General features: G+C 56.7%; 10 protein-coding genes. 1 reads left to right on the plus strand and 9 read right to left on the minus strand.

Translation table 11 applies throughout. The annotated features are described in order from the left end of the window. Positions 1-94: 94 nt before the first annotated feature. Entirely contained in the window at positions 95-1063 is a 969-nt protein-coding gene (locus QWI16_RS00445; RefSeq protein WP_302710741.1) for an NAD(P)-dependent alcohol dehydrogenase, read from the minus strand. 76 nt (positions 1064-1139) lie between these two features. Next, the gene (locus QWI16_RS00450; protein WP_302710742.1) at positions 1140-2210 is read right to left on the minus strand and encodes a GGDEF domain-containing protein; all 1071 of its coding nucleotides are present in this window, start codon (positions 2208-2210) and stop codon (positions 1140-1142) included. 284 nt (positions 2211-2494) lie between these two features. On the opposite strand from QWI16_RS00450, the gene fusA reads away from it, so the two are divergent. Next, positions 2495-4579 (plus strand): elongation factor G, encoded by a 2085-nt coding sequence (fusA, locus tag QWI16_RS00455; RefSeq protein ID WP_302710743.1) that lies wholly within the window; start codon positions 2495-2497, stop codon positions 4577-4579. Positions 4580-4682: 103 nt separating this feature from the next. Here fusA and QWI16_RS00460 read toward each other — a convergent pair whose 3' ends face one another. The 7 genes from QWI16_RS00460 to QWI16_RS00490 all read right to left on the minus strand — a co-directional run bounded on the left by QWI16_RS00460 (position 4683) and on the right by QWI16_RS00490 (position 12667). Beyond that, a complete protein-coding gene (locus QWI16_RS00460; protein ID WP_302710744.1) occupies positions 4683-5693 on the minus strand; it encodes an HAD family hydrolase in 1011 nt (336 codons plus the stop codon). A 199-nt stretch (positions 5694-5892) separates the two neighbouring features. Then, on the minus strand, positions 5893-6975 hold the full coding sequence (locus tag QWI16_RS00465) for an ABC transporter substrate-binding protein (RefSeq protein ID WP_302710745.1): 1083 nt from the start codon (positions 6973-6975) through the stop codon (positions 5893-5895). A gap of 5 nt (positions 6976-6980) precedes the next feature. Beyond that, positions 6981-8249: a porin gene (locus QWI16_RS00470; RefSeq protein WP_302710746.1), complete on the minus strand. Its 1269-nt coding sequence runs from the start codon at positions 8247-8249 to the stop codon at positions 6981-6983. A gap of 15 nt (positions 8250-8264) precedes the next feature. Continuing rightward, positions 8265-10373, minus strand: a complete 2109-nt coding sequence (locus tag QWI16_RS00475) for a BCCT family transporter (protein WP_302710747.1) — start codon at positions 10371-10373, stop codon at positions 8265-8267. 322 nt (positions 10374-10695) lie between these two features. Further along, the gene (locus QWI16_RS00480; RefSeq protein WP_302710748.1) at positions 10696-10998 is read right to left on the minus strand and encodes a YciI family protein; all 303 of its coding nucleotides are present in this window, start codon (positions 10996-10998) and stop codon (positions 10696-10698) included. 21 nt (positions 10999-11019) lie between these two features. Beyond that, positions 11020-11598 carry a TetR/AcrR family transcriptional regulator gene (locus tag QWI16_RS00485; RefSeq protein WP_302710749.1) on the minus strand — a complete coding sequence of 193 codons (579 nt, stop codon included), beginning with the start codon at positions 11596-11598 and terminating at the stop codon, positions 11020-11022. Positions 11599-11749: 151 nt separating this feature from the next. Further along, complete coding sequence (locus QWI16_RS00490) at positions 11750-12667, minus strand: LysR family transcriptional regulator (protein WP_302710750.1); 918 nt, start codon at positions 12665-12667, stop codon at positions 11750-11752. Between the last annotated feature and the right edge of the window lie 33 nt (positions 12668-12700).

The raw sequence follows: 12700 nt of genomic DNA on the forward strand, positions 1-12700 counted from the left end.
CTTGCGGTACGCCAACGGCAAGCGCGCCCCACAATGGCGCAGCAGTGCGTGCAGGCGCCCTAAAACGGGCGCACCCAGAGTAAGCCGCTGCTGGCTATTGGCCCACGCTAACCAAAACTTTGCCAAAGTGGCGCGCCTCATCCAGACGCCTGAAAGCTTCAGCGGTATCGGCCAGAGGATACACATGATCCACCTGGACCTGCAGGCGCCCGGCCTGCACCTCGTTCAGCAAGCGTTCAATACCGCTATTGGGCTTGAGCGCAACAATGCGAAGATGCCGCTTGTGCCGCCAGCGATAAAAGGGGGACGCCACCAGCAGTGTTAGCAAATGCCTGATCTGGCCGCCGACCGTGACGTAGACTCCACCGTCTTTAAGCGCCCGAGCGTAAGCCGATGGCAGCCGATTGGTCTTTACGTCAAGCACCAGATCGTAGCGCTCTTCAAGGCGGGTAAAATCCTGAGTTTGATAATCAAGGACATGGTCGGCGCCCAGTGTCAGCAAACCATCGAGCTTGTTGGCACTGTCCACGGCCGTTACCCGTGCGCCCAGTTGCTTGGCCATTTGCACGGCAAAGCAGCCCACGCCGCCCCCGGCACCATTGATCAACATCGACTGACCCGGCAGCAGCCGACCGACATCAAAAAGCCCTTGCTGCGCCAGCAGCCCCGCCTGAGGCAGGGCTGCCGCTTGCACAGCACTGAGCGTGTCAGGCTTGACGGTTAATAGCGACTCACTCACGCAAACATACTCCGCCAAACCGCCCCAAGTGCCGCTGATGTCACCGACCAATGTTTCGCCCAGAGCGAATTGAGTCACGCCTTCGCCCAAAGCCTCGACGACACCGACCACATCAGAGCCGAGTATCTGCTTGTGCGGCTTGAACAGGCCAAACATCACTCTGTTGACAAAGGGCGTCCCCTTTAACGCTTGAAGATCCCAGTCGTTGAGTGCGACCGCCTGCACGCGCAGCAGCACTTGCCCAGGCTCTGGGACAGGTTTATCGCGCAGAGAGAGCTGCAGCTGCTCAGGACCGCCATAGCGGGTAAAGACCACTGCCTGCATCTGTCGCTCTCCTTAGGTCGTGAGCGGCGTCAATGAAGACGCGAGCCATTGGGTTTGTTGACGGCTGAACCACGCGCTAAGGTTCCACAGCGGCGCAGTTGCGCCCCTGTTGCTTGGCGCGGTAAAGCGCACGATCTACGCGCTCGAGCAGAGTATCCATGGTGTCGTCGGCTCTTACGCGGGTCACGCCAACGGAAATGGTCACCGGGCCCACCTCGGCAAAATCCTGCGCCTTGACCACGGCCCGGATACGCTCGGGAATGGTCTGCAAGGCCTGCCCCCCTGCATCGTCCAGCAACACCAAAAACTCCTCACCGCCCCAGCGAATCACCGCACTGTCATCGCGCAGGGTCTTGCGCACTCGCCGAGCCAGCTCCTGCAATACCCGGTCGCCCACCGGATGGCCGTGACGGTCGTTAATATCTTTAAAATGGTCAATATCAAACAGCACCACCATGCCCGCCTCGAGCCTGGAGAGAAACTGCTTGAGCAAGCGCATCCCCGCGTGGCGGTTGTACAGCTCGGTCAGGGCATCGTGCTCGGCCAGGCGCTGCATTTTTACATGGTCGTATTTCAGTCGTTCCAGTTGCTGGTTGGCCCGCTGGTAGAATGGCGCAATCACCAGCAGCAGCAAAAGCGCCGGGCCAAAGGTGAGTAGCATTTCTTTACCGCGCGGGGACCAGAGCTCCTCCGGGTGCAGCCAGAGGTAAGCCAGAATCGGCAGGCTGATCAGCCCCCAGGCCAGCAAAACCACCGCGAAGGCGCTGCGCGGTGGAAAGAGCACAATCACCAGCATGATCAATAAGAGCAGCAGGGAGGTGATGGGTGGAAAGATGGTTACCAAGGTGATGGCCGGGTCGCGGTAGGAGACAATGGTGTAGTGCCAGGCCGGGATGACCAGTGCCAGCACGCCCAGCGCCACCACCAAGCGCACGATGGACAGACTCCAGTTCGGGCGCAACAGTGCCGCCAGAGTCAAACCGGCAAAGGCGCAGGCCATGGCCGGTGGCAGGATCAAGTCCAGCCACTGCGGCTGTGGCTCCAACCGGTGCAGAATCGTCGCCAGGCTAGCGAGCAAGGTGACCGCGGCGAGCAGCCAGACAAGCGCTTGACGAAACCCCGGCTCACTGTTGTGCGAATAAAACATGGCGGTTAGGGCCTCGTGACACAGTCTTTGTTGGTGGCGCAGTATAAAACGCCTCTGGTCGGGTGTCTCACCCGCACGCCATATCCCAGGACTATCAATAAAGACGTAAAGATAGTACGAGCCTGTAAAGCGCGGCGGTTTTTCATCGCCTTGTCATACGCAAGCGAAAAATTCTGGCCAAAACCCAAAAAGCTGGACATTTAAGCCCATTTGGTATTGGCAATTGCCACCCCCCTCGCTGTACAATGCCGTCCAATTTTTGGCCTAGATTAACGAGTATCGAAATGACAGACCTTAGTTTATACAGAAACATCGGTATCTTCGCCCACGTTGACGCGGGTAAAACCACCACCACCGAGCGTATTCTCAAGCTCACCGGTAAAATCCATAAGCTGGGTGAAGTGCACGAGGGTGAGTCCACCACCGACTTCATGGAGCAGGAAGCTGAGCGTGGTATTACCATTCAGTCGGCGGCCGTTACCTGTGAGTGGAAAGGCCACCGCTTGAACGTGATCGACACCCCCGGACACGTTGACTTTACCGTTGAGGTATACCGCTCGCTGAAAGTACTGGATGGCGGTATCGGTGTTTTCTGTGGTTCTGGCGGTGTTGAGCCCCAGTCAGAAACCAACTGGCGCTATGCGAACGAGTCAGAAGTTGCCCGTGTGATCTTCGTGAACAAGTTGGACCGTATCGGTGCCGACTTCCTGAACGTTGTTGAGCAGATCAAGAAAGTCCTGGGCGCCAAGCCTCTGGTAATGACACTGCCCATCGGCCGCGAAGACACCTTCAAGGGTGTGGTTGACCTGTTGACTCAGCAAGCCTATGTGTGGGACGAAACCGGCCTGCCCGAAAACTACCGCATCGAAGACGTTCCGGAAGACATGAAAGACGATGTCGCCATGTACCGTGAGCAGCTGATCGAAACCGCCGTTGAGATGGATGACGACCTGATGATGTCTTACATGGATGGCGAAGAGCCTTCTGTTGAAGACCTCAAGCGCTGCATCCGTAAGGGTACTCGCGATCTGGAATTCTTCCCCACTTTCTGCGGCTCTGCGTTTAAAAACAAAGGCATGCAGCTGGTGCTGGACGCCGTTGTTGACTACCTGCCGGCCCCAACTGAAGTTGACCCGCAGGATCTGACCGACGAAGAAGGTAACCCGACCGGTGCAAAAGCCATCGTTAGTGCCGACGAGCCGCTGCGCGCTCTGGCGTTCAAGATCATGGATGACCGTTTCGGCGCCCTGACCTTCGTACGCATCTACTCTGGTAAACTGAACAAAGGCGACACCATCCTCAACTCCTTCACCGGCAAGACCGAGCGTGTGGGTCGTATGGTGGAGATGCAGGCCAACGAGCGTAACGAGCTGAGTCACGCCCAAGCCGGTGACATTATTGCCATCGTGGGTATGAAGAACGTACAGACCGGTCACACCCTGTGTGACCCCAAGCACCCCTGTACGCTGGAAGCCATGGTGTTCCCCGATCCGGTTATCTCCATCGCGGTTGCGCCGAAAGACAAAGGCTCTACCGAGAAAATGGGTATCGCCATCGGTAAAATGGTTGCTGAAGATCCCTCGTTCCGCGTAGAAACCGACGAAGATTCCGGTGAAACCATCCTGAAAGGTATGGGTGAGCTGCACCTGGATATTAAAGTGGACATCCTCAAGCGTACCTACGGTGTGGAAATGGTGGTTGGTCAGCCTCAGGTGGCTTACCGCGAAACCATCACTCAGGCGATTGAAGATTCTTACACCCACAAGAAGCAGTCCGGTGGTTCTGGTCAGTTCGGTAAAATCGACTACCGCATCAAGCCCGGTGAGCCAAACTCTGGCTTCAAATTTACCTCCACCGTTGTGGGCGGTAACGTGCCTAAGGAATTCTTCCCGGCCATCGAGAAGGGTTTTGCCGGCATGATGCAAAAAGGTCCGCTGGCGGGCTTCCCGGTGCTGGACGTTGAAGTTGAGCTGTTCGACGGTGCCTACCACGCGGTTGACTCCTCGGCCATCGCCTTCGAAATCGCCGCCAAAGGCGCTTTCCGTCAGTCTATGCCCAAGGCCGGCCCGCAAATGCTGGAGCCGATCATGAAGGTAGACGTGTTCACGCCGGACGATCACGTCGGTGACGTTATCGGTGACCTGAACCGTCGTCGCGGCATGATCAACGGTCAGGAACCAGGCGCAACCGGCATCCGCGTAAAAGCCGAGGTACCGCTGTCTGAAATGTTCGGTTACATCGGCCACCTGCGTACTATGACCTCTGGCCGCGGCCAGTTCTCCATGGAGTTCGCACACTACGCGCCCTGCCCGCAGAACGTGACCGAAGAAGTTATCGCCAAGGTCAAAGCGCGCGAAGCTGAAAAGTAAGCAGCGCCGCGCCCTTTAACGGCGTGTTCTAACAAAAAAGCCCCGCTGGAAACAGCGGGGCTTTTTTTACGTCTTTAAGTCACCAGGTCCGAAAACTAAACTCTTATTCCGGGAACACCTGGCTCCATTCTTTTTTCATATCCACCAGTAGCCAACCGCGCTGCTTGCTCTCATCCATGGCCTTATCCAACTTGCCAATGTGGGATGTGCGGTCGTAGGCCCACTCGCGCTCGGCATCGGTGTGGTGAACAATCACACCCAGTCTCGGCGTTTTATCCGCTTCACTGCGCGCGATGGTGGTGTACTGCAGCATCTGCATATCGCCATCGGAATTGCCCACCGCCATGATCGGGCGACGGCCAATGTACTGATAAATACCAACGGGTTTGCCGACTTTGTCATCCATCAATACCAATTTGGGCTCTTTCACGATGGTGGGCACGCCGTCTTTCATGTCAAAGCGGGCGCCGAGGGTAGTGCCCACGACTTGCTCGGGAGGAATGCCGTAGCTCTGTTCGGCAAAGACGCGGATAAAATCGATGCCGCCACCGGAGACGATAAAGGTTTTGAACCCATTGGCACGCAAGTAATCCAGCAATTCCAGCATGGGCTGATACACCATCTGCGTATAGTGCTTACCGGTGGTCGGGTGCCTGGCCGTTGCCAACCAGTCGCTCACCGCCTGGGCAAACACCTCTGCCTCGACATTAGCATGAGAGGCAACCAGCAGCTTTTCCAGCCCCTCCATGCCCGAGGCCATAACGCCTTTCATGTCGCCCTCAATGGCACTTTTGTAAGGCTCTGCCTTGCGCCAATCGGGGTTCTTGTCGGCCAGCGCTCGCACGCGTTCAACCGCGAACAGGCCCTGAAAATACACCGGCTGCTCAGCCCATAAGGTGCCGTCGTTATCAAAGGTGGCGATCCGCTCTGGCTCGGGCACGAAGGTAGCCGCACCGGGCTTGGTGACTTGGGTAACAAATTCAATAATCGCTTTTTTTGATGGCCCCTCCTTCCACGAAGGCAGCGGGTCCGAGGCCGCCTGGCTCAGCATCGACAGTGACACCAACCAAATCATCAACAGCGCTTGCGCGGGACGAACCAAAAAACCTTTCATACTACCTCTCCCGAAATATTCCGTTTTGCGTGGTAACGAGGGCGGCGGCCGATCCGCTGCCAAGGGTTTTCAGACGACGCACCGAAGCGCCGGCCCATCAGTATAGACCGACTGCTATATCAGGAGGACACGTGGCCCTGTGCCTAGTGATTTTTGGCGCGTGATGTGAGCTTTCCACCCAAATACCGCGCAAGCACCCTCAGCGCGGCATGGCTTTCGGCACCATCAGCGGGCGTTCTAGCCAGCGCTCGAAGCGCGGCTGAATCCGGTCCAGGTGCTCCGACCACCAGGCGGCGTTGAGCTCCAGTGCGCTTTCCATGTGCGCATTGGCCGTGGGCAGGCGCTCGCGCAGGCTTTCATCCAGCAACGCCATGGACGAGCGCCGCATGGGACCGTAGGGAATGTACCGGGCCTGAGCCGCGAGGCTCTGGGTGTTGGTGGCGTAGCGCACAAACTCAGCGGCCAGCTCGGTGTTGCGACCGTTTTTGAGCACACCCCACACGTCGTAGTACCACACTTGATGATCCCATAAAATGTCCAACGGCTCGCCGCGCTCAACGGCCGCTGCGATACGGCCGCTGTACACTGACGACATGGCCACCTGTCCGGTCTCCAGCAAACGCACGGCCTCCTGGCCGGTCTCCCACCAAACCAAATGCGGCTTTAACCGATCCAACACGGCAAAGGCCCGATTCAGCCCCTGCTCGGTTTGCAGTACCTGATACACCTGCTCGGTAGCGACGCCATCGGCGATCAGCGCCCACTCCAAATTCCCCTGCGGAGATTGGCGCAGCCCGCGCCGGCCCGGAAACTGGCTCAGGTCAAAAAAATCCTCCAGTGTTTTAGGCGGCTCACTAAAACTGCCGCGCCGATAACTCACCACGGTAGAGCCAACCACATTCCCCACGCCGCACTCGGTAGCGCGAAGATTGATAAAATCCTCCGATGCAGACGTGCCATCGGGCGCCGGTGGCAATTTGGCAAAATCGATTTTCTCGAGCAGGCCCTCGTTGCAAGCGCGAATGGCGTCAAACAGCTCCAAGTCCACCACGTCCCAAGTCACATTCCAGGCGCGCACCTGCTGGCGGATCTGATCGATACCGCCACTGTACTGAATGACATTGATACGGTGCCCGGTGCTCTGTTCGTAGGGCCGAATAAAGCCCAGCATCTGACTTTTCACGTAGGCGCCATCCCAGGAAACCACGTTTAACGAGTCCGCGCCTGCACTTAGCGTGCAAGCACTCATCAGCCCAAACAGCACCCCGCGTGTTGCGCGCATACGTCTCACCAGTAATAGCCTATGTTGATGTTGAAGCGGCCCTGCCAATCGTCTTCACCGCCACCGGCCAGCGAGCCCTGGCCAAAATAGGGCATGTTTTTCGCGAGAATATAATCGATGTAAGTGAACAGCGGGCCGGAGCCAATGGCGCAGCCGGTGGTGTTGATTTCGGAATCGGTCGCACCGGCGATGGACTTGTCCAGGCGCGAGTAATCGTTGTAGCAAGTGACACTGTCCAGCAGCGGCCAGGAAACGGGCAGGTTATAGGCCAAATTCGCCACCCATACACGAGCGTCGCTGTCGATGTCATAGCTGCCGGCAAAGGCGCCTACGCGCACCACAGAGTCGTCCACACCGGCTGGGTCGGCGGCGCTATAGCGATACTGGGCGCTCTGCAATTGCAGACTCCAGCGCCCGCACCGGTTATCCAAATGCGCGGCGCCCGCCCAGCGGTCGCCGCGCTCCTCGGACAGGGTGTTGTACATCTGCCCGGCCTCCACGGAGGCGCCAAGCTGCGTCTCGCAGGCGGTAGTCTCGCCGAAAGTATAAGCCAAACGCGCATTGAGCTGATTCACCTCCTCGTTCTGCTGCTCACCCACGCGCACCAGATCAAAGCCGTAACGATCGAGATTGGTCGCATCGTTAAACTCTTCGTTTTTAAAAAACGCAAAGTGCATTGACCAGGGGCCGCGCTCGCGCTGGTATTTGATGCCCATGTCGTAATCATCCGCCAGACCGACGTAGTAGGGCACGCCGGCCCAGGCGTTGTGCGAGGCGTAGGGAAGAATGCCAAACGGCACTTGAGTGATACCCAGCTGGAGTTGGCTGGCATCTTCAAACTCATAGCCGACCCAGCCGTGGTGGAGCACACTCATATAGGGATAAAAACGATACTCGGCCGAAATGAGTACATTATCTCGCTGGCCATCTACATTGAAACGAAACACATCCAGCCCGCTTTCACCGCGCTTGCCCACGGAGGCATCAGCATCTTCCTGATACAAGAGGTTAAAGCGCAGAGCACCGCCGACCTTGATGTCTCTTTTCGGCGACTCGCGCGACGCCTTTTTCTCGCTCACCTGCTCGCTGCCAATGGTTGCGGTATTCAGCAGCTGTTCTTTGATCGGGCGGCGCTGCTCCAACACTTCAATGCGCGCCTTAAGGGCCTCGATTTCGGCTTTTAACACCTCCGTGGACTCATCGGCAAAGCCGTTACCGGAAAGACCCAACGCCGCCGTCATAAACAGAGCCCTGGCTGGGCACAACCAGCGCATGAGACACCTCCCGTGTTATGTCTTTTGATCCGAGCCAGCCTGGTCCGGCCGCCCGTCATCCACGCCCGGCGCTTCTTCGGGTGGCTCGGGCGGGGTACTCAACAGATCATCATGCTCCTCCATCCGCCAGGGCAAGCTCGCCGTGGAGATGTGCAGAAAGTGCAGGTGCTTTTCAAACTGATCAAGAATATCGGTAATGATGTCCTGCTGGTCAAAGCCAAACACATCGTAGGACTGGCCGCCGCGGCGCAAAAACACCTCGGCCCTGTAGTAGTGGCGCTGATCCTCGTCACTGGAAGGCATTTGCGGATAAGCGTAATCGGGCAGCACATGCTCAAGCACGCGGATTTCATAGACAAAGTCCACATGCTCTTCCTTGAACACTTCAAGATAACGGCGGTTATTCTCGGTGTCCTCATGAACCTTTGCCTGCCAGCCCTCTTTTACCAGCTCACGCTCAACGCGAAACATCGCTTTGCGAACCGTGGTGTCCATAAATTCCTGCACTTGATCGCGGCTGGGAAAGTTCACCAGCCCGTGCAAGCGCTGGCGCCACAATCCCCGGCCGCTGGTACCGCTATAACGCTGATGAAGATCCGTTTTCAGGCTTTGCTGATGGTGCCCCTCGATGACCAGTGCCCGCCACATGCCAAAAGCAGACACAATCATAATCAGACTAAACGGCAGTGCGCTGGTAATGGTCATGGTCTGCAGCGCACCGAGACCGCCGGCCAAAAGCAAAGTGGCCGCAACCACGCCCTCGGCCGTTGCCCAAAACACTCTCTGCCATACGGGGGTATGCAAAGCTCCGCCCGAGGCCAGCGAATCAATCACCAATGAGCCCGAATCCGAGGAGGTGACAAAAAACGTAATGATTAACAAAACGGTAATAAACGAGACAATGGAGGTCAGCGGCAAAACCTCATAGAGTTTAAACAGGGCGATAGCCTGATTGCTTTGCACTTCGGCAATAAGCGCAGTGTAACCCTCATTCATGATTTCATTGAGCGCCGTGTCGCCAAACACCGAAAACCACAAAAAGGTAAACAGCGACGGCACCAGCATCACCCCCACCACAAACTCGCGAATGGTGCGGCCGCGACTGATCTTGGCAATAAACAAGCCGACAAAGGGCGCCCAGGCTATGGTCCAGCCAAAGATAAACAGCGTCCAGTTACCGATCCAATCGCTACGCGAATAGGCCTGCAAATTAAAGGTTCGCTCGACAATATGATTGAGATAGCTGCCGGTGTTTTGCAAAAACGTTTCCAGAATATGCACCGAGGGCCCCACCACAAAGACAAACAGCATGAGCGAGATCGCCAGTACCATATTGAGAATAGACAGGCGCTTAACCCCTTTGTCCATACCCGCCACCACGGAGAAAATCGCGAGCCCGGTAATCGCCATAATGCAAATGATTTGCACCGTGTGACTCACGGGGACCGCCGGCCACAGATAGTGAATACCCGCGTTGATTTGCGTGACCGACAAGCCCAAGGTGGTCGCGATACCAAACATGGTGCCGAGGATGGCAAACACATCCACAGCGTGGCCAATGGGCCCATAGATTTTATCGCCCACCAACGGGTAGAGCGCCGAGCGAATTGACAACGGCAAACCGTGACGAAAAGCAAAATACGCCAGCACCAGCCCCACAAGACCGTAGATCGCCCAGATATGAAAGCCCCAGTGAAAAAACGCGATTTGCATGGCTTGCTTGGCCGAGCCCACCGTTTGCGCCGCTCCTTCCGGTGGCGAAGCGTAGTGCAGCACCGGTTCGGCCACACCAAAAAACAAGAGCGCGATACCGTAGCCTGCGGAAAACAGCATGGCGAACCAGGCGGGAAAACTGTACTGCGGGTCGGCGTGGTCCGGTCCGAGTTTGATATTACCCCAGCGGGTCATGGCAACGCCGACAATAAACACCAGAAAAAACGCCACCGACAACATGTAGAACCAACCAAAGGTTTCGGTGATGTAGGTCAGCGTGACTTTAAAAGCGTTGCCAGCGAGATCGGGATTGGCAATGGTGCCAACCACCAGCAGCACCATAACCACAACAGCGGGAATAAAAACCGGAATCAGTACCGTGGAGCCGGATTTGCCGGTGGGCTCAGTCATAGATCCATCCTGGGGTCTGTTACTTTAGCACCAACACAGCCTAGCACCATCGAACCCGCATTGCACCCTGGCCTCTGCCAGTGACTGTGGGCATTGGGAAATGCGAGAGGGACGAATCAAAAATTCGCTCTATCGTTGACGTGACGCCTAATTCTTATGAAAGCGCCGCTTGTGCAGCAACTTATACACTGAGCAATACAGCTGCTGGCTCTGATCCGATTCGCTGTTCGCGCTCGCCCTCAGCGACATCAGCGTCTCTGAACTGTATTTAACCCAAGAATCACCAGTGCTAGGCGAATAAGCCCTGAGGTGAACCGCTCCATCAGGCAGGGGCGCCTTGCGCCATTAAAAAACTCAATCGCTCGTCCACCCGGCCCGGCGCAATATCCAGAATTTCTGCGGTTACCACCGTGTGCACGACAAAGGGATCTTGCGCCGTACGCGCCTGCAACGCTTCAAGAGAGGTATTGTGCGCGACAATGGCGCCACCTATACCCGGCCTCAGGCTGCCAGCCAGGAGAAACACCTCATCGGCAAAGCCCTCTTTTATCCACTCATTGTGAGCGGCCATATAATCGCCGGCTCGATCACGATTCTCGGAAAACCTCAGCAATATCACGAACATGATTCACTCCTTTTTCGTTGTTTATTCCTGCTGCGCAGCAAGCTGAGTAAGCCACTTGCACATACCGTCGATCTCTCGCTGCACAAACGCTTTATCGCGGTAGGCACTGGCCAGAGTCGCAACCCCCTGACTAAACGCCAGGACATGCATGGCAAGCTCGTCCGCTTTTTCAGGCGCCTTTTCCAAAGCGATAAACTGTGCCTTTAACCACTGGCGAAACAGCGTCAATACCTCACTCGCCTGCTTCTTCGCCGGATGATCGAGCTTGGAGAGCTCGGTTGTCAAAGTGCCCACAGGGCAACCATATAGACGAATCTTTGCCCAGTTGGTTGTCAGGATTTTTACAAAGCAGATGATGCGATCGAGCGGTGAGCTTGCCTGCTGCTCCCACTGGCGCAGCAGTAAGCGGGTATTGTCCAAGCGCCGCTCGATAACGGCTCTGAGGATGTCGTCTTTGCTTTTGTAGTGGTGATAGAAATTGCCGCGAGAGATCCCTACCGCTTCGGCAATGTCGCGAAATGAGGTGTGCTCATAGCCCTGCCGATAAAATAAATCATCCGCAGCCGCCACTATGCGCTGATCTGTTGCCTTGTCTGCCATATTCTCAACTTGGGACGACTGTCCTAATTTTTAGAAATATAGGACAACCGTCCTATACAGTCAAGCAGTTCGCGCACACTAAGAACACACTGCCTGGGGTAGCTACCGGGTCGTAAGCTTGCTTCAGCACACCCGTCTCATTGTGCAAGCCTTAAAGGCTACGGCGCTGCAAATCAAACAAATGCCGCTTTTGCTCGGTCAGCGCGAGAAACTTCTCCAGCTTGGCCGGCTTGTTGGGCCCCAGGCGGTATACGGCGGAGATCGTCAAGCCGTCGCTCACCCAGCCGGGTAGCACCTCGACAAGGCGGCCGCTGTGCAACTCATCGCGCACCACCAGCCAGGGCAGCTGGGCAATGCCCATGTCGCTGAGCAACACGTTTTTCAGGGCCTCCATATCCGCGCACTGGAACTGTTTGCGCATGGATACGGAGTAAGACGCTTCGCCGTTTTGCATGCTCCAGCTGGAAAAAGGCTTGTCAAACACTTGCAGGGAGAGATGAGCTGAGAGGTCTTCTGGCCGCGTCACCGGCGGGTGCTCGCTCAGATACGCCGGGGTCGCCACCATGACCCGGTTGGCAAAGCCCAGCGGTTTTTCAATCAGGTGGTCATCGCGATGGCCACCCATGCGAAACGCCAAATCCAGCCCTTCTTTGAAAAGGTCTTCGTAGTCGTAAGACAGCTTAAGCGACACCGACACCTCAGGCCATAGACGCAAGTATTCGGGGATTAACTCGCGCGCCAGGTAGCGCCCCAGAGCCGGCGGCGCTGCCAAACGCAGCTCGCCGCTCACCCGCGTTTGCATGCCCTGCACGTCGGACAATATCAGGGCCGCCTCCTCCAGCAAGCTAAGAGCACGGCTGTAGAGGATCTGACCGGCCTCGGTTAGGCGCACCACGCGTGAGGAGCGCTCAAGCAGCGAGACGCCCAGTGTTTGCTCAAGGCGTGAGACGGTTTTACTCACCACTGACTTGGGCTGCTGCAGCGCCTCGCCCGCCCGAGTAAAGCTTAAATGCTCGGCCGTGGCGACAAAAATGCGCAAGCTCTTCAAATCTATTGTTTCTAAATTCATAACATTCGGTTTCATCAATGGCGATTGTTGCCA

The organism is Gilvimarinus algae, from assembly GCF_030518215.1.
GTDB classification, from domain to species: domain Bacteria; phylum Pseudomonadota; class Gammaproteobacteria; order Pseudomonadales; family Cellvibrionaceae; genus Gilvimarinus; species Gilvimarinus algae.